Source organism: Sporofaciens sp. SGI.106 (genome assembly GCF_050314255.1).
Taxonomy (GTDB): Bacteria; Bacillota; Clostridia; order Lachnospirales; family Lachnospiraceae; genus Claveliimonas.
Map to the genome: position 1 here is coordinate 12456 of NZ_JBNPMZ010000017.1, position 26796 is coordinate 39251.

The following is a 26796-nucleotide window of genomic DNA, read 5'->3' on the forward strand; positions in this document are numbered from 1 at the left end:
TTTTCGGGGTTCTGGTGTAGAATTTAACCATCGACAGGGCGAACACAGAGCTCAACCCGAAAGCAGTTCATAACGAGTTGCAGCGGGCCGAACCTGAATTGAATTTGCTTCCTGTTAGGGGAGTCAGGAGGCGGACAAGCATCGTATTCTCACGTCGATAAACTGAGCAGTCGAATCGGTACTACCGGATATCTTTCACAAAAACAATATCTGAAGCCGGATGCATACGGCAGCGGATGTTCAAGACGATCTGTTTAAAGGAAAACAAGCATGAATGCTTGGGCTTCTGGAAGCAGATTGTCTGGACACCCTTCTGTCTGTGCGTCTGGCTTTTGTCGTTTGCAGGCAAATCGGTGTCAACAACCGCAAGACCGTAACAAAACAAAGGAGCAACAATAAACACTACAAGGAGGCTCGTATGAACTACGCAGTGAATTATTCCGCAATCAATCTTTTGATGAACAGCAATGTCGGACAGGCCGTCCTGACCAGCGTAAGAGTAAGCCCTGAACCGCTGACGCACAACGATGCAATGACGCTGCGAGAACTTCGCGGGCATATTCGTTCGACTGCCGGAGTACCGACGCCTGGGAAGAAGGTGCTGGAGGACTCGAGTGAGCCAATAGCGACGTATTCATCCGAAGATTACCACATGGTCGCATACAAATGCGGATTTGCTTTGGTCAAGTTTGGGAAACGCTGGACTGTTGTAAGGGTGAATGGATGCAAGGAGTACGACTACCAGTTTGATGAAGATTATCCGAAGACAGAGGACACCACGCCACATCATTTGGATGAGGAGTATTTTCTGGACAAGCCCTGGCAACTCAGGGTGATGATGGAAGCAGAGGACCAATTGGAGTCGAACAACAACTCTCGAGAGGGGAGCTTGATTTCAAAGCATCCGGAAATCCCGGACAATAAGATTTACATGAATGGTGGCCATTACTCCTTTGAAAGTCAGATAGCGGCTCAGGACCAGTGGCAAAGGGCGTTGGAAACGCTTTCTAACCGTCAGCGTCAGACAATCTTGCTGTGGAAGGAGGGGTACAACCAAAAGGAAATTGGGAAATTGCTGGGGATAACACAGTCGGCGGTATCTGAGCATTTCGCACACGCAGTGCAGAAGTTGAAAGAATACTACTCACGTTAATCACTCAGATCTTCTGATCACACAGTACAGCTTACATCAACCCCGCTGACAAGGCGTGTCAGCTAAGAAAGCAGCTCACGGCTTCATACTGAGCGGCGAGTCCAGCGCCACCACATGGACGAAAATACAAAAAAAATAATATCTAAAGCCGGATGCATACGGCAGCGGATGTTCAAAATGACCGGTTTCAAGGAAGCCAAGCATGAATGTTTGGCCATTAGAAAAACCATGAAACGAGCCATTAGGACACCCTTCTGTCTGTGCGCCCGGCTTTTGTCGTTTGTCAGCATTCAGGTGTCCGGTGAGCATACCGCTGTCTTATGTGTCCGCAGAAAGGACACAAAGATGGAAATCAAGATCAACGGAACTATTCATATTGAAGAAAATTGCGCGGCTCCTGCCGATAACGGAAACCCACAGGAGGCCCAGACTCCTATCGACCATAGCAAGGATGTACTTCTTGACAACAGCACTACCTTCAACGAGCTTCTTCGGGTTCTCGCCCGTAATCCGGAGGTTAGCATCGCCGGTCAGCTGGAAGCCGAGCAGCGGGAGCAGGAGAAGCGGGAAGCCAGGCTGCGTGAAGCCTTTGGTGAGGACTACGCATGGGTTGTCGAAAAGAACGAGAGAAGCTCTGATGCTGAAGCTAGGGAGATGAAGACCGAAAAACAGAAGCCGAAACGTCGCCCGGGTGCGAGACAGCTTCGCCAGGGTTACCCTCGCGTTGCGATGATCGAAATTGGGAAGAACGCCCGGGTGGAAGTGTTTAATAATGGTTACGCCATATACGACAACGGGAACCGCAGGGTTGTCTTGTGGGCACCGGATTGTGGCTCTGCCATATATTACTTCACCGGCCTTCGGGACAATGAAAAAGAGTATCTCTCACAGAGTGAGGAGATTGGGTTGGATATTCTCGGAGAGCTTCCCTGGTATCAAGCCCTGATGATTGCGGGGGAGAACCGTATCGAATACAACATGGACCATCCGAAATCCAGAGGGAATACCAGCGATTTCGATACGGGGGATGACGATGTTGTACCGGCAACCCACTGGGTTGGGGCGTACCATTTTGAATCTCCGGAGGAAGCTTATCTGAAGAAGGAAGCAGCAGAGGAGCGGAGGAAGGCACTGACGGACAAGCAGCGTGAAGCGTATGTGATGTATTACGAGGAAGGAATGACTGTAAAAGAAATTGGGGCGAAACTTGGAATTCATTACTCGCAAGCCGCAAAGCGTATTTCAAGAGCTAGAGAAGTATTCAAAAAGGATATTGAAAAATTTTTCTAATCTAATGGCACATTTTGCCCTTTCCAAAACCTAATAAGTAGAGGGACATGGAAACGAGCCCCTCTGAAGACCAAGAATGGCCGCTTCTGCAAAGAGGCGGTCCTTCACTATAATACGGACCGCAGACCGACTTCTGCGGAGGAAGGAAAAGACTATGGACAAGAAGGTTTTTATTTGCTCCCCGTTTGCAGCAACCGCGAAGGACAAGGAAGAAAAGAGGAAGGAGACCATCCGCAACATCCAGACGGCCAGAGCCGCAAGTCTGTATGCGGTGGCGGAAGGCGCGATACCGTACACTCCGCATTTGTACTTCCCGCAGTTTCTGGACGATGATGATCCGGATCGCCGTGAGCTGGGACAGCTGCTGGGCATGTTGTGGCTCGAAGAGTGTGATGAACTCTGGGTCATCGGCAGACACATCAGCGACGGCATGAAGAAGGAAATCGAGATGGCAAAAAAGCTCGATATTCCGGTGCGGTACTTTGTGGCCAAGCGTACCCGCGAGGAGCGTTTTCTGGATGCACTCATGTTCCCGGATATCGCTTTTCGGGAAATGGACTAAAAAATGGAGGTAATAGATTATGGCAGCAAAGAAAAAGAACGCAGAAACTGTGGAAACCATAGCGTCCAATGTGATCGCAGTGGATGCCCGTAGGCTCAGTCAGGGCCTTAAGATGACCTTCGAGGGCATGGCGATGGTCTTTGACAGCATTGGTGTGGATGCTGCTGTCCCCACTGTGAAAGCTGATGATGCAAAGACCGAGGTCCCTGCTGACACGGCATCTGCGGATAAGGCTGGCGGTGTGGAAGAGACCATGTCTGAAAAACACAATACGGCTCCGGCTGCGGAAGAGCAGAATCCGGCCACCGAAGCGGAGAATATGGATACCGCCGAGGACACTGCTGCAGAAGCACAGCCTGATGCATCTGAACCGACCAACGCTGTGAGTCTTGATGATATCACCAAGATCATCGTTCAGAAAATCAAGCAGAACCGCAGCAACAATGAGAAGATTGGCTCCATCCTCAAGACCTATGGCGTTGCCAAAGTTGGTGAGCTTCCGGTTTCCAAGTATGAGGCATTTCTGACTGACCTTTCTGCCATTTAAGGGGAGGTGGTCGGATGCCGGAAGTTCATGCACTGCTCAGTGCGTCCAGCTCGAAGCAATGGCTAAACTGCCCACCCAGTGCCCGGCTCCAAGAGAACTTCCCGAACGAGTCTTCCGTGTACGCGGAAGAAGGCACCTTTGCCCACAGTATCTGCGAGTACAAGGTTAAGAAGTATCTGCATGAGCGGGTGCGAAGGCCCCAGTCGGAAGAGTTTTATACAGAGGAATTGGAGCAGAGCACCGATGCCTACTATGAGTTTGTGGTCGGCTTGATCGAAGAGATGAAGCGAAACGGCTGTGAGCCGCTTGTCTTGGTTGAGGAGCGGGTGGATTACAGCCACATCGCGCCATCCGGATTTGGCACAGCGGACATGCTCATCATCGGGCACGACGCAGAAGGACGGGGCATCCTGCACATCTGTGACTATAAAAACGGCAAAGGCGTTTTTGTGGATGCCAACCACAACAGCCAGATGATGCTCTATGCCATCGGTGCGCTCCATGCTTACGGATATATTTATCCGATTGAGATCGTGCGCATGTCCATCATTCAGCCACGGCTTGATAATATCAGCACCTACGAGTGCAGCCGGGAAGAACTGGAAGCCTGGGGCGAGTCCATCAAGCCCACCGCGAAGATGGCCTATGAAGGAAAAGGGGAACAGAAGGCTGGCGACTGGTGCCGGTTCTGCCGTGCAAAGCCGGTGTGCCGTACATGCAAAGAAGAAGCCCTATCCCTTTGCCGGGAGGAGTTTCTGGACCTGGATGCTGGCGCTTTTGCGGTGGACCCGAGAGCTGCTCCCTCGGAGGTGGAGGAATCCGACACCACAGCTCCGTACACACCGGATAGGTCCGCGCCGACGTTCAAGCAGCCGGGGTTGGTATCTCTGGACGAGCTAACGGAGATCCTCCCAACGCTGAACCGTATCAGCACCTGGATTGAGTCCGTGTTCGCCTATATCAGCTCCGAAGCAATCAACCATGGTGTTCCCATCAAAGGGTACAAAGTCGTGGAAGGTAGGAGCAAGCGGGTGTTCACGGATACCAAGGCTGTGGTTGCCACCGCAGCCCAGAACGGCTACACCGACCTCTATAAGCAGCAGCTTATTTCGCTGACCGAATTCGAGAAGATGATGGGCAAGAAGAAGTTTGCAGAGCTGCTTGGGGAGTATGTGGCCAAGCCCCCTGGGAAGTTGGCTCTGGTCCCGGAGAGCGATCCGAGACCTCCGGTGGATTTGAGCAATGGGGTAACAGAAGAATTCGAGGTGTTGGAAAATGAATGAGTCATGGTCGGAACGTAACCGACCTTAAAGAAAATGCAAACCGGGACACCGGGTGGAAAAGAGACAGGTGTAAGAGGATAGGGAAGTGCAGAGGATTCTGCTTACCGAGAAATGCCGTCCACATGGAGCCTCTGCCATGGCGTGGACATCATCATATCGAACCAGGCGAAAGCAGTCTGCCTGTTCAGATGTACACAGTTTGAATGACTGCAACGCTACACAAAGCGCTATCAGCTTATGGCTGGGCGCTATTATTTTTGGAGGTAAATATTTATGGCGAACAACAACAATAATCGTTCCGCAACCAAGGTGGTTATCCCTTGCCGCATTTCTTTTGCGAATATCTGGGAGCCCAAGTCCATCAACGGCAGTGAGGAGAAGTATTCCGTCTCCTGCATCATCCCCAAGTCCGATAAGGCGACCCTGGCCAAGATCCACAAGGCCATCGAAGCTGCCAAGGAGGACGGCAAGTCCCGCAAGTGGGGTGGCAAGATTCCCGCCAACCTCAAGATGCCCCTGCGCGATGGCGATGTCGAGCGTGCGGATGATGAGGCCTACGCAGATGCCATGTACGTCAATGCCAACAGCAAGGATGCTCCCCAGATTGTGGACCGCAGGGTTCAGCCTATTCTGGATGCCATGGAGTGCGGCAGCGGCGACTACTGCAATGTCAGCGTGAATTTTTACGCTTTCAACGCCAACGGCAATCGCGGTGTGGCGGCTGGCCTTGGCAACATCCAGCTGATCAAGCACGGTGAGCGCCTGGCCGGTAAGGCTTCCGCTGCTTCCGACTTCGAGGAGATCGAGGGCGAGGAAGAGGATGGTGCTCTCACCGGTGAGGATGACCTGCCTGATTACCTGAAGTAATCACCAGCCACACTGTGCCATGAAAACAGCGGATTAGGGAGGGGGCTTCGGCTCTCTCCCTTTCTGCATTTTATGAGAGTTTCCAGCGACTACATCTGGCGGTTCTCATAAGGTGCAGAAATAGATGCACAGAAATATATACTCAGGAAGGAGCGCACATATGGGTATAGTGAGAAATCTTAGTATTGACATCGAAACGTACAGTGACGTGGACCTGTCGAAATGCGGTGTATATAAATATGTTGAGGGGGATTTCCACATCCTCCTTTTTGCTTATGCCTTTGACGATGAGGATGTCCAAATCGTGGATTTGGCTTGCGGAGAGGAGCTGCCGCAGGAGGTACTGGACGCCATCGATGACCCGAACTGCATCAAGTGGGCGTGGAACGCACAGTTTGAGCGGACCTGTATTGGTCATTACCTTGGCAGGGTGCTATCCCCGGATTCCTGGCGTTGTTCCATGGTTCATGCCGCATCGCTGTCTTTACCGCTTTCCCTGAAAGAAGCGGCGAAGGCTCTCAAGACCGGGGAGCAGAAGGATAAGGCCGGTGAGAACCTGATTCGATATTTCTCGGTTCCCTGCAAGCCGACCAAAACCAACGGTGGCAGAACCAGAAATCTGCCGGAGCACAACCCGGAAGGCTGGCAGCAGTTCAAGGACTATTGCTTGCAGGACGTTCGCACCGAGCGGGATATCCGCAAGCGGCTGGAGGTTTTCCCGCTGATGGAGCATGAGTGGGACTACTACCACATGGACCAGCGCATCAACGACCGGGGTGTCCTGATCGACAAACAGCTGGTGGAACAGGCCATTGCCTGTGACCTTCTGCTGTCAGAGACTATGACCAAGAAAGCCTATGAGCTGACCGGACTTGAAAACCCGAACTCGGTATCTCAGCTTAAGACCTGGCTGCAGGAGCGGGGGATTGATGTTGACAGCCTTGGGAAAAAAGAGGTCGCGGCTATGATCACCGACCTTGACAAACACAGCTGCGACCAGGAAGCACTGGACATGCTGAAGCTGCGGTTGCAGATGGCAAAATCGTCTGTGAAGAAATATCAGGCGGCGGACCGGTGTACCTGCGCCGATGGCCGGGCAAGAGGTCTGTTCCAGTTCTCCGGGGCCAATCGCACGCAGCGTTGGAGCGGCAGAAATATCCAGTTGCAGAACCTCCCCCAGAACCACATCAGCACACTGGATGAAGCGAGGGAGCTTGTTAAGATGGGGTGTTTTGATATGGTCGAGAGCATCTACGGTAACACACCGGATATTCTCTCCCAGCTGATCCGCACCATGCTGATTGCCAAGCCGGGGTGCAAGTTCATAGTGGCCGATTTTTCAGCAATCGAGGCCAGGGTGTTAGCCTGGTTGGCTGGAGAAGAATGGCGCATGGAAGCCTTCAAAAACGGAGAGGACATCTATTGTGCGTCAGCCTCTCAGATGTTCGGAGTTCCGGTTGTGAAGCACGGCATCAATGGCGAACTGCGGCAAAAGGGAAAGGTCGCGGAGTTGGCCTGCGGTTACGGCGGTGCAGCAGGAGCCTTGATTTCCATGGGCGCACTTGATATGGGCCTGTCGGAAGAGGAGCTTCCTGACCTGATTGATGACTGGCGAAACTCCAATCCCAAGATCGTTCAGTTCTGGTGGGATATCGAGAAAGCAGCGATTGAATCGATCAAGGACCACAAGGATAGACGGGTCGGCAGGATTGGCGTTTCGTTCTCCAGCAACACACTTTGGCTTCAACTGCCTTCGGGTCGCAGACTTGCCTATGTGAAACCCAAGCTGCAGCCTAATCGTTTCGGTCGTCTTTCCATCACCTATGAGGGTTTAGGGCAGAACAATAAGTGGAGCCGCATCGAGACCTACTCCGGGAAGCTGGTGGAGAACATCACACAGGCAACTGCCCGCGATCTGCTTGCGGAAGCCATGTGGCGTATTGAGAAAGCCGGACTTGATATCGTCGGCCATGTCCACGATGAAGTGATTCTGGAAGTGCCGGAGGATGGCGCGACGGTTGAGGACGTGTGTCAGATTATGAATCAGAATCCGAAATGGGCAGATGGGATATGTCTGTCAAGTGCTGGTTATAGTGGGTCCTACTATTTCAAGGATTAGAGAAGAAAAAATTTCAAAATTTCTATTTCTAATGGCACATTTTCCCCTTTCCAAAACCTAATAAGTAGAAGGACTTATTTCAGAGTTCTTCAAAAGCTACAGAACGATAGGATGAATCAAGGAGGCAAACACAATGGGTAGAAAAAGAAAGAACTTCTTCGAGAACGTCACATTCGATAGAATCGGTGAACCGGTAAACCTGGAAAAGTGCCCGGAATGCGCAGAGCATTCTGACTGCTTCGCGTGTATCGGTGGAAAGTGCACAGCTCTGAGCGAAAGCGGTGGTCAGGGCTGTGTTTTTTATAAGCCGGAGCATCAGGCTCTTCAGGAAGTCCGGAGGGCATATCAGGTACTTAAGGAGAACAAGCGCTATGACCTGATTGCCAAGTACCTGAAAGCCCTCACGGCTTTGGGTGCTACGGCTCAGGAGTTCGATGCCGGTGAAGGCATTATGGCGGATCTCAACGAGTACGCAGCAGAGGACCTTGCAGCACAGCTTGAGGCAATGGCAGAGGGAGGAAAGAAGGTGTGAAATGAAGGAAATCATCCCACATATGAAACCGCCATGGGATGATGGGAGCGGCCCAGATTACAGTTCTCCATACCGGGATTTGGCTACCGCCATTGTCCAGCTTGCGGTGAAGGACTACAAGAAAACGCTCCGGGCTATATGGAGGAATCCGAAGTCAGAAGCCGAAAGGCGAAAGCTAATAAAGGAGAAAATCGAGTTGGAAGAATTCTTCCATTCCGGCGAATATCGGATGTACTGCAATATTGATCCGGACAAGCTCATTAAGAATTGCTATCTCACCGCAATTGAGGATGAGAAAAAAGCAATCTCAAGACGGAACAAAAGAAAGATCAAAAATCAGCTGAAAGATTATAAGGAGGAACAAGCGCATGAAACAGGGAAGAGCATTGTCTGAGGTACTCACAGAACTGCAGCGGCAGAACGCAGCCAAGCAGGATTTTATCGGTCCTGCCCAGGCATTCACGTTAAGGCCGGACGGTTCTACATTTGAAATCGTCCACACCAATTCCGGGCAGCAGGAGGTATTCGGAACCACCGACCTGTTCCATCGGCAGATCGGCTCCACGCTTGGCATTCCCGCCAAATACTACGACCAGATGCGCAAGCTGAAGCCGGAGCTGCTGGCGGAGAACGTCAACGCATGGTTTGCCGACCGGGAGCAGTCCTACATGATCCGCTCCATGGATTACGGCAACGGCAGGGTGGCCAGAGCATTGCTCTCCGACCGCTATCGCCGTATCGACAACATGGAGATCGCATCGGCGGTACTTCCGCTGTTCGCAGGACAGCCGGACATGCAGGTGATGTCCTGCGAGGTGACGGAGAACCGCATGTATCTGAAAATTGTGAATAAGCGGTTGGAGTTGGATGTGGTTCCCGGCGATACCGTGCAGGGAGGTGTCATCATTTCCAACTCCGAGGTTGGGCTTGGCGCAGTCTCCGTGCAGCCCCTGCTGTACCGTTTGGTTTGTACGAATGGCCTAGTGGTAAACGACCTGGGAGAGCGCCGGACCCATGTGGGTAGAGCCGCAAAGGCGGTGGAGGACAGCTTCACCCTCTATTCGGACGAAGCTCTGATCGCCGAGGACAAAGCTTTTATGCTCAAAATCCGAGATATTACCATGGCTGCTATCGAGGAGACGCGTTTTGGTATGATCGTTGATCGGCTGCGCGAGTCCACACAGGTCAAGATCACCGGCAGGGTGCAGGATGTCATCGAGCTGACCGGCAAGACCTATGGCCTGAATCAGCCGGAGCAGGATGGGATTCTGAACTACCTGATCCAGGGTGGCGACCTGAGCCAGTACGGCCTGTCCAATGCCATCACAAGGGCCAGCCAGGATGTGGAGTCTTACGACCGGGCTACAGCTTTGGAGGGCATCGGTTGGCAGGTTGCGACCATGCCGATCCAGCAGTGGAAAGAGATCAACAGCAAGTAAGACTGTATAAATATACAAAAGGATGTATAAAAGGATTTTAGAGCTTCTGGCATACCGCCAGGAGCTTTTTTGATAGGAGACGGAAATGATGAAGAAAAACAGGAACCGCTTACCTTCCGATGTAGGAGGTGGGCGTAATGCGTGAAGATTATTACCCACACGAGGACCGTTATCCCCGCTCGGAATATTACCCTTGTGGATATCGGGATGACGAAGAAATGTGTGTTTTCGACCAGTGCTGCGACAACTGCGCAAGGCAAGGTTGCGGTTGCCCCTTTGAGGACGATGATATGCCCCCTGGAGCAAGGAATGAAGCCATGAAAGAGGATGCAGTCGTCAGAGATCAGGAGCCGCAATGGTGCATCTACTGGAAGCAGATCAAGCGGCACAGATTTTAAGGAGACCAGATGAGAGAGTACGTTGTTGAAAATGAATTTGTAAAGGCAGTCCGAAAAGCCGGTGGCGTGGCATACAAGCTCACAAGCCAGACTGCGAATGGTCTGCCGGACAGACTTGTCCTGTTTTTCCCGGCAAAGACCATCTTTGTGGAGCTCAAAGCTCCGGGCAAACAGCTGAGACCGCTGCAGCGGAAACGCAGATACCAGCTGATGAAGCTGGGCTTTCCGGTCCTCTGCATCGACCGGTTCTCACAGATTAAGCCCTGCATTGAAGCCATTTTGAGCTGGACCCCCGGAGAGCCTTTCCCCGAGGGAATCGGTGCGAAGATTCCTGAGCTTGAGATGGCGCAGCTGCCGGACCATCAGAAGGACATGGACGATTATGGAGATACCCTGGAACTGGAGGACCCTGCGGTATTGGCGGACTTTTACGAGCTGGACGAAGAGTAATCAATTTATGGAGGTTAGAAAATATGTTTGAAAACAAGGAAAAGACCACTGGTAACTCCGAGCATTACGATGGTGCGACTCTCAGGGATGTCTACGGTGCTGCCTATCGCCCGGAGGGGAACAAGGCCCGATACATCGAAACGCGGGTGTATCTGCAGCAGGTTCGTGATGAGAAGCACCGGGAGGACCTGATCAAGAAGCGTATCCAGTATCGCAAGGAAGCGGGCTTGGATACCAGCGAAGCAGAGCAGGAACTCGCTGCCGTGCAGGACAAGCTGAAGCGGGTGACCGCAGAGGTGGCGGAGGAGATCAGCAAGCTCTATAACGTCAACCTGGAAATGGTCATGGTCAAGCGCTACATCGAAACCCTCTCCTGGGATGAGGTTGCGAAAAGCCTGGATATCAAGATGCGCACGGTTCTTAAGTTTCACGGCAAGGCACTCCCTCGTATGCGAAGAATCCTACTGACCGATGGTCTGGTGGAGCTGGCGGTTGAAGACCCTGGTGCCAAGGTTGATGCCGGTGCAGAGACGGATTCCAATGCTGCTCAGGTGCCGGTTCAGCATGACACTGACGAGGAGGAGCCGGGTGAATACTTCAATGACTGATGCGGCATCCAGCGCTGTGAATCTCGCCATCCACCCGCCCAACGACCACACGGTTATGGGAGGTGATGGCGATTGAAGTTTATACCGCACGACTATCAGAGATTCTGCATTGAATATATCAAGACGCATCCAATTTCGGCTCTGTTCCTGGATATGGGTCTCGGTAAAACAGTCATCACCCTGACCGCCATCCGGGACCTGATGCTGGATGATCTGCTGGTGTCCAAGACGCTGGTCATCGGCCCCCTTCGAGTGGCCCGTGATACCTGGCCAGCGGAAGTTGAGAAATGGGAGCATCTACAGGACCTTGATGTATCCGTTATCGTTGGTGATGTCAAGGCCAGAACTGCGGCCCTCAACCACAATGCTCTGGTCTATGTCATCAACCGGGAAAATGTCAAATGGCTCGTTGAGTACTACGAGAAGAACGGCTTGCGCTGGGACTTCGACTGCGTGGTAATCGACGAGCTTTCTTCGTTCAAAAACCATCAGGCCCAGCGGTTCAAGTGGCTGCGGAAAGTACGTCCGTTCGTCAAACGCTGGATCGGCCTGACCGGCACACCCACATCCAATGGTCTTATGGACCTTTGGGCGGAGATTGGCATCCTGGATGGCGGGGAGCGGTTGGGCCGGTTTATCGGCAGATTCCGGGAGTGCTATTTCAAGGCTGGCTCCATGAACCCCTCCACCGGTGTGGTGTTCTCCTACGTTCCCCGACCGGGAGCAGAGGAACAGATCTATCAGCGTATCTCCGACATCACGATATCCATGAAGGCCATGGACTATCTGAAGATGCCGGAGTGTGTTTTTGTCAATCACGAGGTGGAAATGTCCGCAACCGAGCGGAAGCTGTACGACCAGCTGAAAACCGACCTGATTATCCCGCTGGAGGACGGAGATATTGATGCCGCCAATGCTGCATCCCTCTCCAACAAGCTCCTGCAGATGGCGAACGGTGCTGTCTATGACGAGAATAAGGAAGTCCGGGTTATCCATCAGCACAAGCTGGAAACCCTGGAAGACCTTATCGAAGCCTCCAATGGCCAGCCGGTTCTGATTGCCTACTGGTTCAAGCATGACAGGAATCGCATCATCGAACACCTGGAATCCATCGGATATAAGTTCGGGAAAACCCTGCGGGATATCAAGGATACTGAGGACATCAAGCTCTGGAATGCCGGACAGCTCCCGGTGGCTCTGATCCACCCGGCATCTGCTGGCCATGGCCTGAACATCCAGTCTGGTGGCCACATCCTGATTTGGTACGGCCTGACGTGGAGTCTTGAGCTCTACCAGCAGACCAATGCACGACTGTGGCGGCAAGGACAGACACAGACCGTGACCATCCACCATATTGTCACGAAGAACACAGTGGACGAGGATGTACTGGCGGCACTGGCCAGCAAGGACGTGACCCAAGAGAAACTGATCGCTGCCGTGAAGGCAAGATTGTAAGAGAAATAGTTCCAGAATATAAGAAGGTGAAAAATATATGGGACGTAAGAATAAAAGAAAGAAAAGCGAGTACAGAAGGAGGCTTGGATTTAATCCTATGAAATATATTGGTTCGGGTGCTCGGAGCGCGGTCAACCATGCGTCGGTTGCACCCACTATCCCTGCGCTGACAGACACAGTTCCCCCTGCACCGGCTCTCCCGGTGACTTCCGCAGACCGCATCCCGCAGCGGGGTGACATTTGGTTTGCGGACCTGATTGGCTGTCCGGGGACCTGCGTACAGAGGGGGATTCGCCCGGTTCTCGTGGTTTCCAATGATGCGGGTAACACCCACTCTGGCATCCTCAACGTACTGCCTCTGACCAGCCATTTGAAGAAGCCGTATCTGCCCTGCCACACACTGCTGGAACCCGGCAATGTGGCAGACAGCAGATATCATTTCGTGGATTCTATGGTCCAGGCGGAGCAGATCACCACAATTGGGAGGTTGCAGCTCAAAAACTATGTCGGCAGGGTAGAGGACACAGAGGTCCTGGATCAGATCACCCAAGCGGTGATCTCCCAGCTGGCATTATAGTAGTACACCATTTTCGTAATGCACCATATTCACAAGCATTGAATAATATACAACTTTTTAGAAAGGACGATTCTTTATGAGCGTTAATTTTGTCAACATTCCCACCGAACTCAAGCAGAACGCTTCGTTCTGTCTGTGGAAGAAAGAGAAGCGTGGCGGCAGGGTGACCAAGGTGCCGTATAACCCCAGCAACGGCACAATGGCCAAAACCAACGACGCATCTACCTTCTCTGACTTCGCCACTGCCATGAAGGCCTACGCCATGGGCGGCTGGGACGGTATCGGCTTCCGTGTATCCGAAGGTATCGGAGCCATTGACATCGACCACTGCATCCGGGAGGACGGAACTCTCAACGATGTGGCGGCATCTATCCTGGGTTTCTTCCCGGACAGCTATTTCGAGCGTTCTCCCTCTGGCACTGGTTTGCGCGGCTTCTTCAAGCTGTCCCCGGACTTTGCCTATGATAAGACGGTTTATTATATCAATAACCGCAAGCATGGTCTGGAAGTCTATCTGCCCGGCACCACCAACCGCTTTGTGACGGTCACCGGAGATATGTACCGCAGCGGCAACGTGGAGCGCAACGATGAAGGCCTGGCGACTACCCTGGATACTTTCATGAAGCGGAAAAATCAGACTACCACAGCTGCCGTTGAACCCTGCTCCTATCTGACCGACGAGCAGGTAATGCAGCATGCCCTGAAATCCGAATCCGGCGATAAGTTCAAGGCTCTGTACAACGGCCAGTGGGAAGATTTATACGACTCTCAGTCCGATGCAGACATGGCGCTGGTCTCCATGCTGGCATTCTGGTGTGGCAATGTGGAGGAGCAGATTGACCGCATTTTCCGGGAATCTGGCCTGATGCGGGAGAAGTGGGATCGCCACACGGGTGACAGCACTTATGGCCAGATTACCATCCGTAACGCGGTAAGCTCCAACTCCGCCATCTACACCCCTGTCCGCGATGCAGCTGCATCTGCTGAGGACGAGTTCAAGGACCTGGATGATCCTGAGAATCCCGAGGAGAAGTCTCCCTTCCGTCCGGCGCTGTCGTTCATCACGATGAAGCTGGAGGACATGAAACCCCACACGAATCCCCGGTACCAGCGGGACGAGATTGGTATCGGTAACGCCTTTGCAGATTACTTCAAGCCCATCGCTCGTTTCGCCGGTGACCGCAATATCTGGTATGTCTACGATGGTGTCGTGTGGCAGCCGGACGAGAATGCCCTGGCAGTGGCGGAGCTTGCCAAGGTTCTGGCGGACAGGCTGTATTCCTTCGCCCTTCAGATCAAGGACGAGGATACCCGCAACCGCTACATCAAGCGTGTCCAGAAGCTGCAGCTTCGTAAGCACCGCAAGACCATGCTCGAAGACGCGAAGTCCGTGCATCCGGTCAAGGCGTCTATGTTCGATCGCAACAAGTACCTGTTCAACTGCGCCAACGGTACGCTGGACCTCTCCACCCTGGAGTTCCGTCCGCACGACCCGGAGGATTTCATCACCAAGGTCAGTCCCATCAACTACGACCCGGATGCTATCTGTCCTCGTTGGAATCGGTTTGTCGATGAGGTGATGGAGGGGCACACGGAGGTTAGCCGTTATCTGCAAAAGGCAATCGGATACACCATGACCGGCGATACCTCCTTGGAGTGTCTGTTCATCATGTACGGCCCGACCACCCGAAACGGTAAGACGACTACAATCGAAACAATCCTGCGTGTCATGGGCGAGTATGGCTGTTCCGCGAAGCCGGACCTGCTGGCTGCAAACTTCCGTGGCCCTTCCAGCGGCGGTCCTTCCGAGGATGTTGCGCGTCTTGCCGGTGCTCGTTTTGTGGGTATCAGTGAGATGGAGCAGAAGCTGACCATCAATGCATCGCTCACCAAACAGCTGACCGGCAACAGCTCCATCACAGCCCGTTTCCTGCACCAGAACTCTTTCGATTTCCGTATGCAGGCTAAGATTTTCATCGACACGAACCATCTGCCCAACGTCAACGACCAGACCCTGTTCGAGTCGGGCCGTATTAAGATCATTCCCTTCAACCGGCATTTTGAGGATCATGAGCAGGACAAGACCCTGAAGTTCACATTGGTCGACCCGGATAACCTGTCCGGCATACTGAACTGGTGCATCGAAGGGTATCGGATGTTCAAGGCAGAAGGCCTGGAGGAACCGGAGGATGTCAAGAACGCGACTGCCCAATACCGACAGGATTCCGACCGTATCTCTCAGTTCATGACACAGTGTCTGAAACCCGAGAAAGGGTCTGAGCTGAAGCCGAGCGCCATATACAACCGGTATAAGGACTGGTGCACCGAAAACGGATACAAGTACGAAGGTGCTCAGAATTTCTACAAACGTCTGAGCCTGGCGTATTTGATTATCAAGCGTAGACCGTGGAAGCAGGAAACGACTGGCAATATGAACCCCACCAACCTGGTGGACAACGTAACCTGGGAAACGGGGGAAGAGCCGGAGAGCTCGTTGGTGCCGGAAGAGTGAAGCTTGGAAGATTGATGCAGTAGCCATGCCCACATTGTGTGCGATAGAAGGAGCTTTAGGTGGGGTAGTAAAGTGCCCCACCGCCTTTTCTGGCTGTCAGTGGCCGTCTGTCGCTGTCAGTGTACAGCGATTAGCAGTAGCTAACCATTTTTCTTATTATCTTCTCTAGTAGTTATCTTTTAAATATTATATCTTTTTTCTTTTCTTGAAGAAGACGTAGATAATGAATATATAAAAATACTATAAAGAAAGAATAAATAAGAAAAAAGGTTTTGGACATCTCATCTCACTTTGGGGGATGATACGCTGCTACCCCCTGTGGTTGCCGACTGTGTTGGAGTAACAAAGCTGGCCAGGGCAAAAGGGTGCAGAGATGGTGTAAATGAGGTGGTTCCCATGATTTAGTTACACAGTCCTGTGGAGGATTTGCTAAAAGGCGGTTCTCCCGGGACTATTTTCAATCTCGACAATTCAAAATCCCCATAAAAACTATTTTTAAAGCCCAGGAAAGGAAATCCTGGCAGAAAGGTGAATCAGTATGAAGATTATCACTTGTGAGCAGGTCAGCAATGGTCATCCTGACAAAATCTGCGACCAGATCGCGGATGCCATCGTTACGGATGTGCTCAAGAACGACAAGAACGCCAGAGTCGCCATTGAGGTTCTTATCAAGGACCGAGTGGTGGTCATCGCCGGTGAGCTGACTAGCAAGCACGAACCCAACTACCGCAGACTGGTCTACGATGTGTTCAAGCGCATCGGCTTCGACAAGCTCGGCTACTTTGACCCCCTGTCTGTTGGCCCTGAGATTCAGATTCTCGTGAAGCAGCAGAGCCCGGATATCGCTCTTGGCGTTGATAAGGGCGGCGCGGGTGACCAGGGCATGATGTACGGCTACGCAACCAATGAAACCGTGGAGCTGCTGCCCATCCCCTTCATGGTCGCCACCAAGTTCCTGGAAATCCTGAAGAACCATCCCAGCAAGATGTTCCGGGCGGATGCCAAGGCGCAGGTCAGCTTCGATTACGACAGCGGCAAGATTACGACTTTCCTCTGTTCCGTCCAGCACAGTCCCGATGTGGAGGTCAGCGATTTCCGTCACGTCATCGAATCCATGATGGTGCTGGCTGCATGCGAGTACGGGCTGAACACCGACTTTGAGAAGCTGATTAACCCCACCGGTCGATTCGTCATCGGCGGTCCTTATGCTGACTGCGGTGTCACCGGACGTAAGCTTGCCTGTGATACCTACGGTGGCATCGCACATATCGGCGGTGGTGCCATGAGCGGAAAAGACCCTTCCAAGGTGGACCGCTCCGGTGCCTACATGGCGCGGAAGATTGCAAGGGACATCGTTCTCGCCGGATACGCAGAGAAGTGCGAGGTCCAGATTGCCTACGCCATCGGTGTGGCGGAGCCGGTCAGCGTGTATGTCGAGACCTTCGGCACCGAGCGTCAGGACAAGCGTTTCATCGAACAGTACGTCAGAGATTCCTACGACCTGACCCCGAAGGGCATCATCGACAGCTTGGGGCTTCTCGATGTGGACTACAACAAGGTCAGCGCCTACGGCCACTTTGGCAAGGCGGATCTCCCCTGGGAGAAGTAAGAGAGAAATCAGAACAAGAGCCGTGGTGGTGAAATATCCACCCGGCTTTTCTTATATCCCGAAAGGAGGAAGATAGATGCCATACAGACCGAAAGTGCCCTGCAAACAGCCTGGGTGTGCTGCACTGGTTGAACCCGGCAAGCAGTACTGTGAGAAACACCTGCCGCTCCATCCCGAGGTGACCCGCTCCGCAGGGAAGCGTGGCTACGGCAGCAGATGGCAGCGGGAATCCAAGCAGTTCCTTCAGGCCCACCCGCTGTGCGCCGAGTGCATGAAACAGGACCGATACACCAAGGCCACTGTGGTGGACCACATCATACCCCACCGAGGAGACCCGAGGCTGTTCTGGGATAGGAGCAACTGGCAGAGTCTTTGTAAACCCTGCCACGATAAAAAGACGCTGACGGAGGACATCAATCCGGTGTATCGGTACTAAAAAATAAAAAAATTTTTTCGATGGCACATTTTGCCCTTTTCAAAACCTATATAGTAGAGGGGCTTGTTTATGAGGCTTGACCCTCTCCTGGATATAGGATTTTCATCACCTAAAGGAGAGAACGCGATTGAAATGTGAACTGTACAACGAGAACTTCCAGAATTATAAATCCTACAACATCCCCAAGGCGCAGCTGATCATTGCGGACATCCCCTACAACATCGGGAAGAACTTCTACGGAAGCAACCCTTCCTGGTATGTGGGCGGCAATCGGGAGAACGGAGAAAGTAAGCTGGCAGGAAAAGCCGCTTTCAACACGGACTTCTCCTTCAATATCACCGAGTTCTTCCATTTCGTCAGCCGGATGCTGAAACCCGACCCCAAGAAGAAAACCGAAGGGAATGAACCGCCCTGCATCCTTGTGTTCTGCTCCTATGAGCAGCAGTTCGAGGTGATTGAGAAGGCAAAGGAGTATGGCTTCAAGCATTACATACCCCTGACCTTCATCAAGAACTACAGTCCCCAGGCACTGAAAGCCAATATGCGTGTGGTTGGAGCCACCGAGTATGGTTTGGTGCTGTACCGGGACAAGCTGCCGAAGTTCCGCAACGAGAAGTACACCGATGCCAAAGGCGTGGAGCATGGCCGGATGGTTTTCGACTGGTTCGAGTGGGGGAAAGACGGGAAGGAGATTCCCAGGCTGCATCCCACCCAGAAGCCGGTCGCGCTGCTGGAAAAGCTGATTCAGATTTTTACGGACCCGGGCGATGTGGTCATCGACCCTTGCGCTGGCAGCGGCTCCACCTTACGAGCGGCGCACAACCTTGGTAGACCTGCCTACGGCTTCGAGGTCGATAAGCATCGGTACAAGGTTGTGATGGACAGCGACATGCTGAAATTTGAGGACTGACACCTACTGAGAAATCGGTGGGTGTTTTTTTTGGAGGTACAAGATGAAAGTTGAATTGGTTGGGTTTAGCCAGATGGTAAATGCCCACGGTGACCCTATGTCGCTTGCCGAGCTAGCGGCTTCGGTTTGCTATGACAGCAAGCCCACAAAGAACTGCAGCATTGTGAAGCAGTGTATCGCTTCCGGTCACATGTCGGTGCTGGAGCATGTGAGCTTCACTTTCCACATCGAAGGAATCAGCCGTGCCTGTCTGGCGCAGCTTTCTCGGCACCGGCACATTAGCCTGTCGGTCCGTTCGCAGCGGTACTGCCGGGAGGACAACTTCCAGTATGTGAACCCGTTCCCGGAGGGAAGCTTCGGTGCGGCGGAGTTTGAGGACTACATGGAAGAAGCGAGAGCCAACTATGTGGACATGGTGGATGCCGGTGTTGCGCCGGAGGATGCCAGAGCAGTCCTCCCCAATGCCTGCTGCACGGAGCTGTATATGACAGCAAACGCAAGAGCCCTGATTGAGATGAGCCACCTGCGGATGTGCAACCGGGCGCAGAGAGAAATCCGGGAGCTGTTTGATAAGATTCGGAATTGCTTCCTGTACTTCAGCCCCGTGATGACGCAGAACATGGTCCCTGTCTGTAAAGCACATGGTGATGTTCCGTTCTGCACGGAGCACAACAGCTGTGGCTGGCATCCCAAGCTCTCCGAGCTGGTGCGTCCGCAGGAGAATGATGACCTTCTCGACGAGGATGACTTCGATGAAGACGATCCCCTGGAGGATTACTTCGACGAGGCTGACCTTCTCGATGATGAAGACCTTCTTGACGAAGACGATGACGATGAGGAGTACTTCGACTAAGGTTTGAGGGCTTCCCCAGAGCAGTTCCGGGAGGCCCCCAGGGGGGATCGAAATCTCTACGGACTGCCCAGACGGAGACCGGCGCCCCCTCAATCGTAAAAATCCGCGAATTTGATGGGGTGGGGGTCCATGAGCTATTCGGCGCAAAATGAAAAAGGAGAAACGGCGCAAAATGAAACCGTCCTCATGCTGCACCGAAACCGCAAAACCAGATGGAGAAGCCATAAAACCCCGAAAATCCAGCTCAATTCCGGTATTTCGGGTGCTTTTTCAGTTTGGCAGCGCGTTTCTTAAGCCGCTGGCGAAGCCCCTGTGGAAACCAAGAGGCAAAGAGGAAACCGACGATTTGATGGATTTTCACCTCGATGCTTTTTAGGTGTTTTTTGAGGTTTTTCGCAAAAACACAGGGGTATTCGGTGCAACATGGACGGGGTGCTGGCTTTGAAGGGTTGCCTTTAGGCCGTTTTTACCCAGAAAGGAGGAACAGAAGCGTGAGCGGAACCATTGCCGTGTTGTCGGCAGAAGAAGAAAAAGAGTTTGAGGATGCCGTGGTCAAGGGCTTCTGTCCTGAATGCGGGAAGGCGGTCTACCAGAACCCAAGGGGCAGACGGAAGAAGTTCTGCTCCGATGCCTGTCGGTTCGCCTGGAAGAACAAACACCCGAAGCCGGAGAACTGGAAGTCCACCAGGGTGGCGGTTTGCCCGGTCTGCGGGAAGGAGTTTCTGGCAAGCCGGGAATACAAAAGCAAGAGAAAGTATTGCAGCCACGCCTGTGCCAATCGTGGCAGGGCAGTGAAGGAAGGAGGTACAGAATGACCCTGATTGAGGGATTTGTTCGGGACGAAATCTTTGTGGACTTCGGTTCGGATATTCTTTACGGCTCCGACCAGCAGTTCGTGAACTACCCCAGCCGGTTCCCAACTGTGGGGTTTGAGCTGATTGCAACCTGCGGCCTTTGTCAGATCGCCGACCGTATCCGCAAGGATGCCGGATTCAAGCCGATGCATCCCATGGACGAGTTCACCGATGACACCTGTGACAACGAGGGCTGGTACGATTTTTATATTGGCCTGAATGGATTTGCTGAGAATCACATGGACAGCTGCATCGAGTTCTATGTGGTCAATGCGGATTCGCCGGACAATGAGGAGAAGTACACCATCGACCTGACCGCTGAGGAACAGGCCGCGATCTACGCACGGCTGGATGAGCAGTGCAAACGGTATCTCGGTAAGGGCTGTGAGGAGCTGCTGGCCGAAGCCGATAAGCTTCTGAAGGAGGAAAGCTCATGAAAGTGATCAAGCGGAACGGTACAGAGGTGCCGTTCGATTTTACGAAAATCAAGAACGCGATAGAAGCCGCCAACGCTTGTGTCGCAGAGAAGGACCGGCTGTCTGATACGATGATCGGTTTTATTGTTGGCAATGTGGAGAAACGCTGCGATGCTCTTGGCAGGGCTGTTAGTGTCGAAGAAATCCAGGACATGATTGTGGATGAACTGGATCAGAGCGAACATTACAGGCTTGCCCGGCACTACAGCGACTACCGTCTGCGCCATGAACTGCTGCGCAAGCAGAGCAGCACCGATGCCAAGGTCCTCTCCCTGCTGCGCCATGACAATGAGCTGGCCAAACAGGAGAACGCCAACAAGGACCCGGTGCTGAATTCCACCATGCGCGACTATCTGGCATCGGAAGTGTCTGAGGACATCTGTCGCAGATATATTTTCCCGGAGGATGTGATCCTGGCCCACGACGAGGGCATCATCCATGTCCACGATATGGGCTATGTATCTGGTCCCATCACCAACTGTGAGCTGGTGAACCTGGAAGACATGCTGCAAAACGGCACGGTGATTACGGACACCCTGATCGAGAAGCCCCACAGCTTCTCTACTGCCTGCAACATCGCCACCCAGATTGTGGCGCAGGTCGCATCCAACACCTACGGCGGTCAGACCATCAGCCTGGCCCACCTCGCACCCTTTGTGGATGTCAGCCGCCAGAAGTACCGGAAGGAAATCCGGGACGAGTTGGCAGCAATCGGGGAGCCGGTGGATGCGGACAAGGTAAACCAGATGGCTGAGATGCGGGTTTGCAGAGAAGTGGAGCGGGGCATCCAGACCATCCAGTATCAGATCCAGACGCTGCTGACCACCAACGGTCAGACCCCGTTCGTATCTGTGTTCCTGTATCTGGATGAAGTCCCCGCTGGTCAGATGCGGGACGACCTAGCCTTGATCATTTCTGAATGCCTCCGTCAGCGTTACGAGGGGATTAAGAATGAAGTTGGCGTGTGGGTATCTCCCGCGTTCCCCAAGCTCATCTATGTGCTGGACGAGGACAACATCACAGAGGATGCCCCTTACTGGTATCTGACGGTGCTGGCTGCAAGGTGCTCTGCCCGGCGCATGGTCCCCGATTATATCAGCGCCAAGGTGATGCGGGAGCTCAAAGGTGATGTGTACAGCTGCATGGGCTGTCGCGCTTTCCTGACCCCGGATACCGAGGGCCTGAACCCGGATGGCAGTCATAAATACTATGGCCGCTTCAATCAGGGTGTGGTCACCATCAACCTGGTGGATGTGGCTTGCAGCGCAGAAGGGGACGAGGAGAAGTTCTGGCAGCTGATGGAGGAACGCACGGAGCTTTGCCACAAGGCGCTGCGGATTCGCCATGAAACGCTGGTGGGCACTCCTTCTGATGTGGCCCCCATCCTGTGGCAGTACGGAGCCATCAGCCGCCTGGGCAAGGGAGAGAAGATCGACAAGCTGCTGTACGACAACTACAGCACCATCTCCCTGGGCTATGCCGGGCTGTGCGAGTGTGTTTATCGCATGAAGGGTGTGAGCCACACCGATGCAGCCGGTCACGATTTCGCCATCGCGGTCATGGAGTTTCTGAACCGCAAAACGGCTCAGTGGCGGAAAGCGGAGAACATCAGCTACTCCCTCTACGGCACTCCGATGGAGAGCACCACCTACAAGTTCGCCAAGAACCTGCAGCGGCGCTTCGGCATCATCCCTCACGTCACGGACAAGAGCTATATCACCAACTCTTACCACGTCCACGTCACGGAGCCCATTGATGCATTCAGCAAGCTGGGCTTTGAGGCGCAGTTCCAGCCCCTGTCTCCCGGTGGGGCCATCTCCTATGTGGAGGTCCCCAACATGCAGCACAACATCCCTGCGGTGCTCTCCCTGATGCGTTTCATTTACGACCACATCATGTATGCCGAGCTGAATACCAAGAGCGACTACTGCCAGGTGTGCGGCTTTGACGGCGAGATTCGGGCGGTGGAAGATGACGGCAAGCTGGTCTGGGAATGCCCCAACTGCGGCAACCGGGATGAGCAGAAGCTGAACGTCTGCCGCCGGGTCTGTGGATACCTTGGCGTGAACACCTACAACCAGGGCCGGATGTCCGAGATCGCCGAGCGTGTCCTCCACCTGTAAGGGGGTGCGGGGCCATGAACTACTGTGGAATCAAGAAAACAGACATCGCCAACGGTCTGGGTGTCCGGGTATCCCTCTTTGTTTCCGGATGCCGGAACCACTGTCCTGGCTGCTTCCAGCCGGAGACCTGGGATTTTGATTTCGGAGAGCCGTTCACCCGAGATACAGAAAAGGAGATTTTGAAAGCCCTGCGTCCTTCCTGGATTCAGGGTCTTTCCGTTCTCGGCGGGGAGCCTATGGAACCAGAAAACCAGAAGGCGCTGCTTCCGTTCCTCAAGCGTGTTCACCGGGAACTGCCGGATAAGGACATCTGGCTGTATACCGGATATCGGCTTGAAGATATCGCGGAATCCCCGCTGCTCCACTATGTGGATGTTCTGGTGGACGGTCCTTTTGTGGAAGCGGAAAAAGACGCTGGGCTTCCATTCCGTGGGAGCCGAAACCAGAGGATTATTCAGCTGTGAGAGGAGAAAGTCAGATGGAAGAATACGATGGAACGGTACGCTGTGACGCCTGTGGATGCGCGTTCCCCCTGGACTTTGAAACCCGTGTGGACGGGGAAATCGAAACCACCTTCTTTCGCTGCCCGTTCTGCGGCAAAGGGTATGTGGTATGTGTGACCGACGAAGCCCTGCGGAAGAACATCCGGGAATATCAGCAGCTGTACACACGGAATCAGAAGAAACGGCTCTCGGAGCGGACGCAGAAACGGTTGCAGAAGCTGAAGGCATCCAATGTGAAGCGGTGTGAGGAGCTGAAAAAACAGTACCCCCTGGAGGGAGAAAGGACGGAACCGGATGTCGGAGAGTAACATGATCGACCTGTCCAAGGTAATCGGTGTGTATGGCCTGTGTAATACCGGAGCCGTCCTGGTGCATGCCATTGACTACCCGGAGGACAAAGTGCTGGCAAGCATCAACGGAGAAAACCCGCAGTGGTGTGAGCTCACCGAAGCTTGCCGGGAAGGTGAAGACGAGTTGGAGCTGGGATTCTTCCTCGGCTCTCTTTTTGTACCGATCTGCGAGGTTATGAGATTTTATGGAGGAAGCGAATGAAGAAAACTGCGGAATTGAAGGTCCTGCCGGTATCGGTACTCAAACCGGCAGAATACAACCCCAGAAAGAAATTGAAGCCTGGGGATAAAGAGTACGAGAAGATCAAGAACTCCATTGAGGAGTTTGGCTTTGCCGACCCTCTGGTGGTCAATGCGGATATGACCATCATCGGTGGCCATCAGCGTCTGACCGTGGCCATGAGCCTTGGGTACACCGAAGTGCCCTGCGCCGTGGTGGATGTCGATAAGACCCGGGAGAAGGCGCTGAACATCGCCCTCAACAAGATCACCGGCGCATGGGATGATAACCTCCTGGCTGATCTTTTGAAGGACATCGAGAACAGCAGCTTTGACTTGGGCTTTACCGGCTTTGACCCGCCCGAGATCGAGACGCTGTTTAACAAGGTACACAGCAAGGAAGTCAAAGAAGATGACTTCGATGTGGACTCCGAACTGAAGCAGCCGGTGTTCTCCAAGGAAGGGGACCTGTGGTTCCTGGGCAAGCATCGTGTGTTCTGCGGCGATTCCACTGTGGCAGAATCCTATGCGAAGCTGATGGAAGGCCAGAAGGCCAATCTGGTTCTGACGGACCCGCCCTACAACGTCAATGTGGAAGAGACCGCTGGCAAGATCATGAACGACAACATGGGTGACAGCGAGTTCTACAACTTCCTGCTGGCGGCTTACACCCAGATGTATGAGAACCTGGCATCGGACGGCAGCATCTATGTGTTCCACGCGGACACCGAGGGGCTGAACTTCCGCAAGGCTTTCAAGGAAGCGGGCTTTTACCTCTCCGGCTGCTGCATCTGGAAGAAGAACGCTCTGGTGCTGGGCCGCAGCCCTTACCAGTGGATGCATGAACCTTGCCTTTATGGCTGGCGTGCTGACGGCAAGCATCAGTGGTATTCGGACCGCAAGCAGACCACCATCTGGGAGTACGACCGGCCCAAGGCCAACAAGGACCACCCGACCATGAAGCCCATCGGCTTGATGAGCTACCCCATCCGCAACAGCACCATGACCAACGGCATCGTGCTCGACCCGTTCCTGGGCAGCGGCTCCACGCTCATTGCCTGTGAGGAAACCGAGCGAGTTTGCCGAGGCATTGAGCTTGATCCCAAGTTCATGGATGTGATCGTGAAGCGCTACATCGAACACCAGGACGGCAAGTACGATGATGTGTACGTCATCCGCGACGGCCAGAAGCTGAAATTCGATGAAGTCGCCACCTTCGAGCCGGAAACGGAGGTGCTGGCAGATGCGTAATCGGATGACCAGGAGGGAATGGGTATGAAGACAGTGGGCCTGGTTCTGTTTATTGTGGTGTGTGTGCTCCTGATTCTTTTCGACCTCCTGATGATCCTGAGCATGATTCCGTTCTCAAGGTGGGAGGACCGCAAGAACAGAAAACGCAGAAGAAAAAACCTGCGAAAAGCAGCAAAAAGGAATGTAAACTGAACCATTTACACCAGAATTCTTCCTCCATCTTTGGTAGGTATATGTAGCGGAAATGACTTGATATCTGTTCAAATCAGAGCGAATATGTGACTACCAAAATAAAGGAGGAAGAATTTATGATGATTCTATTCAACGTAAGTGGCGAGAGCCGAAAAGCGATGGTCAAGGCCATCGAGGACGAGCTGGGCGTAAAGGCGACCTACCTTGGAGTTCCGAGCTGCGCGTATCAGATTGGGGACTTCAAGGTGGGCAAGCTCGGTGAGCTGGAATTTGCAGATGGAGAGATGACCGAGAAAGCATCCAAGGTGATCGACGCTTGCATTCTGGCCACCGGCGTCACCCCGGACGGCTTGCCGGAAGCGGAAAGCAACCAGGAGGAGGAAGTGGAGAGCGCCCAGGTAGAGGAAGCGCCAATGCTCACGATTTCGGTTCCCTTGGACAAGGTGAAGGTCGGAAACCTCACTGCCCTTGTGGAGTCCAAGGCCGGACTGATTCGAAAAGCACTGGGAACCCAGGACCTGCGCATCGATGTGGACGAAGAAAAGGTTTCCTTCCCTTGGTTTTCAGGTGACCTGGATGCGGATACCGTTCAGGCCTACACCGAGTTCATTGGAGCGCTCTGCAAGATGAGCGTCAACCAGAAACGGGTCCAGGCCAGGGAGAAACCGGTGGAGAATGAAAAGTACGCGTTCAGGTGCTACCTGCTCAGGCTGGGCTTCATCGGCGCAGAGTACAAGCAGACCCGCAAGGTGCTCCTGAAGAACTTTGAGGGGAGCAGCGCCTTCCGCACCCAGGAAGCCGCCGACAAGTACCGGGAGAAGCAGGAAGCCAAAAAGGCCGAGGCGCACCGCAGCGAGGAGGATGCAGTATGTTTGGAGTAACACAAAAGGAGCTGGAGCGGCTCCGCCAGCAGTACCCGAAGGGGACCCGGCTGAAGCTGATTTCCATGGAGGACCCGCAGGGAGTTCCAGAGGGCACGGTCGGCGAGGTCGAGCTCGTCGATGACATCGGTCAGATTCACGTCAGATGGGAGACTGGAAGCGGCCTGGCCCTGATCCCCGAGGTGGACCGGTTCCAGAAAGTCTGAACACTACATGTGGTAGTTGCACCATAATGTACACAAGAACCGGCACAAAACCTTGTGTAGTATATGTTGCCCAAATGACTTGATATATCTCCCGAGTAGAGCGAATATGTGTACACCGAAAGGAAATACACAACGCAAAAG

31 protein-coding genes are annotated in these 26796 nt (G+C 53.4%); all 31 read left to right on the top strand.

What is annotated here, in order from left to right; all coding sequences use genetic code 11:
• Positions 1-418 precede the first annotated feature (418 nt).
• The 31 genes from ACQRCC_RS11725 to ACQRCC_RS11875 all read left to right on the top strand — a co-directional run bounded on the left by ACQRCC_RS11725 (position 419) and on the right by ACQRCC_RS11875 (position 26655).
• Positions 419-1153, top strand: a complete 735-nt coding sequence (locus ACQRCC_RS11725; protein WP_427850963.1) for a sigma factor-like helix-turn-helix DNA-binding protein — start codon at positions 419-421, stop codon at positions 1151-1153.
• 177 nt (positions 1154-1330) lie between these two features.
• On the top strand, positions 1331-2443 hold the full coding sequence (locus tag ACQRCC_RS11730) for an RNA polymerase sigma factor (RefSeq protein WP_427850964.1): 1113 nt from the start codon (positions 1331-1333) through the stop codon (positions 2441-2443).
• 154 nt (positions 2444-2597) lie between these two features.
• Complete coding sequence (locus tag ACQRCC_RS11735; RefSeq protein WP_427850965.1) at positions 2598-3005, top strand: DUF4406 domain-containing protein; 408 nt, start codon at positions 2598-2600, stop codon at positions 3003-3005.
• Positions 3006-3024: 19 nt separating this feature from the next.
• On the top strand, positions 3025-3552 hold the full coding sequence (locus ACQRCC_RS11740) for a hypothetical protein (RefSeq protein ID WP_427850966.1): 528 nt from the start codon (positions 3025-3027) through the stop codon (positions 3550-3552).
• Positions 3553-3566: 14 nt separating this feature from the next.
• Complete coding sequence (locus ACQRCC_RS11745; protein WP_427850967.1) at positions 3567-4835, top strand: DUF2800 domain-containing protein; 1269 nt, start codon at positions 3567-3569, stop codon at positions 4833-4835.
• Between the two features lie 273 nt (positions 4836-5108).
• Entirely contained in the window at positions 5109-5702 is a 594-nt protein-coding gene (locus tag ACQRCC_RS11750) for a DUF2815 family protein (protein WP_427850968.1), read from the top strand.
• Between the two features lie 160 nt (positions 5703-5862).
• Positions 5863-7821 (top strand): DNA polymerase, encoded by a 1959-nt coding sequence (locus ACQRCC_RS11755; protein ID WP_427850969.1) that lies wholly within the window; start codon positions 5863-5865, stop codon positions 7819-7821.
• 133 nt (positions 7822-7954) lie between these two features.
• Positions 7955-8353: a hypothetical protein gene (locus ACQRCC_RS11760; protein WP_427850970.1), complete on the top strand. Its 399-nt coding sequence runs from the start codon at positions 7955-7957 to the stop codon at positions 8351-8353.
• A 1-nt stretch (position 8354) separates the two neighbouring features.
• Positions 8355-8747, top strand: a complete 393-nt coding sequence (locus ACQRCC_RS11765) for a hypothetical protein (RefSeq protein ID WP_427850971.1) — start codon at positions 8355-8357, stop codon at positions 8745-8747.
• Complete coding sequence (locus ACQRCC_RS11770) at positions 8722-9792, top strand: DUF932 domain-containing protein (protein WP_427850972.1); 1071 nt, start codon at positions 8722-8724, stop codon at positions 9790-9792. The genes ACQRCC_RS11765 and ACQRCC_RS11770 overlap by 26 nt, the downstream gene beginning before the upstream one ends.
• A gap of 137 nt (positions 9793-9929) precedes the next feature.
• Complete coding sequence (locus tag ACQRCC_RS11775) at positions 9930-10190, top strand: hypothetical protein (RefSeq protein WP_427850973.1); 261 nt, start codon at positions 9930-9932, stop codon at positions 10188-10190.
• A 9-nt stretch (positions 10191-10199) separates the two neighbouring features.
• Positions 10200-10640, top strand: a complete 441-nt coding sequence (locus tag ACQRCC_RS11780) for a VRR-NUC domain-containing protein (protein ID WP_427850974.1) — start codon at positions 10200-10202, stop codon at positions 10638-10640.
• A gap of 23 nt (positions 10641-10663) precedes the next feature.
• The gene (locus ACQRCC_RS11785; protein WP_427850975.1) at positions 10664-11248 is read left to right on the top strand and encodes a hypothetical protein; all 585 of its coding nucleotides are present in this window, start codon (positions 10664-10666) and stop codon (positions 11246-11248) included.
• Positions 11249-11320: 72 nt separating this feature from the next.
• The gene (locus ACQRCC_RS11790) at positions 11321-12703 is read left to right on the top strand and encodes an SNF2-related protein (RefSeq protein WP_427850976.1); all 1383 of its coding nucleotides are present in this window, start codon (positions 11321-11323) and stop codon (positions 12701-12703) included.
• 37 nt (positions 12704-12740) lie between these two features.
• The gene (locus ACQRCC_RS11795; protein WP_427850977.1) at positions 12741-13280 is read left to right on the top strand and encodes a type II toxin-antitoxin system PemK/MazF family toxin; all 540 of its coding nucleotides are present in this window, start codon (positions 12741-12743) and stop codon (positions 13278-13280) included.
• 76 nt (positions 13281-13356) lie between these two features.
• Positions 13357-15792: a phage/plasmid primase, P4 family gene (locus ACQRCC_RS11800; protein ID WP_427850978.1), complete on the top strand. Its 2436-nt coding sequence runs from the start codon at positions 13357-13359 to the stop codon at positions 15790-15792.
• A 538-nt stretch (positions 15793-16330) separates the two neighbouring features.
• Complete coding sequence (gene metK / locus ACQRCC_RS11805; protein WP_427850979.1) at positions 16331-17401, top strand: methionine adenosyltransferase; 1071 nt, start codon at positions 16331-16333, stop codon at positions 17399-17401.
• Between the two features lie 76 nt (positions 17402-17477).
• Positions 17478-17837, top strand: a complete 360-nt coding sequence (locus ACQRCC_RS11810) for an HNH endonuclease (RefSeq protein ID WP_427850980.1) — start codon at positions 17478-17480, stop codon at positions 17835-17837.
• A 127-nt stretch (positions 17838-17964) separates the two neighbouring features.
• Positions 17965-18747, top strand: coding sequence for a DNA-methyltransferase (locus ACQRCC_RS11815; RefSeq protein WP_427850981.1), 783 nt, complete (start codon positions 17965-17967; stop codon positions 18745-18747).
• Between the two features lie 43 nt (positions 18748-18790).
• A complete protein-coding gene (gene thyX, locus ACQRCC_RS11820) occupies positions 18791-19600 on the top strand; it encodes an FAD-dependent thymidylate synthase (RefSeq protein ID WP_427850982.1) in 810 nt (269 codons plus the stop codon).
• A 129-nt stretch (positions 19601-19729) separates the two neighbouring features.
• Positions 19730-19894, top strand: a complete 165-nt coding sequence (locus ACQRCC_RS11825) for a hypothetical protein (RefSeq protein WP_427850983.1) — start codon at positions 19730-19732, stop codon at positions 19892-19894.
• Between the two features lie 197 nt (positions 19895-20091).
• Complete coding sequence (locus tag ACQRCC_RS11830; protein WP_427850984.1) at positions 20092-20415, top strand: hypothetical protein; 324 nt, start codon at positions 20092-20094, stop codon at positions 20413-20415.
• Entirely contained in the window at positions 20412-20891 is a 480-nt protein-coding gene (locus ACQRCC_RS11835; protein WP_427850985.1) for a hypothetical protein, read from the top strand. The genes ACQRCC_RS11830 and ACQRCC_RS11835 overlap by 4 nt, the downstream gene beginning before the upstream one ends.
• Complete coding sequence (nrdD, locus tag ACQRCC_RS11840) at positions 20888-23053, top strand: anaerobic ribonucleoside-triphosphate reductase (RefSeq protein WP_427850986.1); 2166 nt, start codon at positions 20888-20890, stop codon at positions 23051-23053. Before ACQRCC_RS11835 ends, nrdD begins: the two co-directional genes overlap by 4 nt.
• A gap of 14 nt (positions 23054-23067) precedes the next feature.
• The gene (gene nrdG / locus ACQRCC_RS11845) at positions 23068-23517 is read left to right on the top strand and encodes an anaerobic ribonucleoside-triphosphate reductase activating protein (protein ID WP_427850987.1); all 450 of its coding nucleotides are present in this window, start codon (positions 23068-23070) and stop codon (positions 23515-23517) included.
• Positions 23518-23531: 14 nt separating this feature from the next.
• Positions 23532-23864 carry a hypothetical protein gene (locus tag ACQRCC_RS11850; RefSeq protein WP_427850988.1) on the top strand — a complete coding sequence of 111 codons (333 nt, stop codon included), beginning with the start codon at positions 23532-23534 and terminating at the stop codon, positions 23862-23864.
• Positions 23851-24108: a hypothetical protein gene (locus ACQRCC_RS11855; protein WP_427850989.1), complete on the top strand. Its 258-nt coding sequence runs from the start codon at positions 23851-23853 to the stop codon at positions 24106-24108. Before ACQRCC_RS11850 ends, ACQRCC_RS11855 begins: the two co-directional genes overlap by 14 nt.
• Complete coding sequence (locus ACQRCC_RS11860) at positions 24105-25376, top strand: site-specific DNA-methyltransferase (RefSeq protein ID WP_427850990.1); 1272 nt, start codon at positions 24105-24107, stop codon at positions 25374-25376. Before ACQRCC_RS11855 ends, ACQRCC_RS11860 begins: the two co-directional genes overlap by 4 nt.
• 24 nt (positions 25377-25400) lie before the next feature.
• Positions 25401-25568, top strand: coding sequence for a hypothetical protein (locus ACQRCC_RS11865; RefSeq protein ID WP_427850991.1), 168 nt, complete (start codon positions 25401-25403; stop codon positions 25566-25568).
• 116 nt (positions 25569-25684) lie between these two features.
• Entirely contained in the window at positions 25685-26449 is a 765-nt protein-coding gene (locus tag ACQRCC_RS11870; protein ID WP_427850992.1) for a virulence protein, read from the top strand.
• Positions 26437-26655, top strand: a complete 219-nt coding sequence (locus ACQRCC_RS11875) for a DUF4314 domain-containing protein (protein ID WP_427850993.1) — start codon at positions 26437-26439, stop codon at positions 26653-26655. The genes ACQRCC_RS11870 and ACQRCC_RS11875 overlap by 13 nt, the downstream gene beginning before the upstream one ends.
• Positions 26656-26796 lie beyond the last annotated feature (141 nt).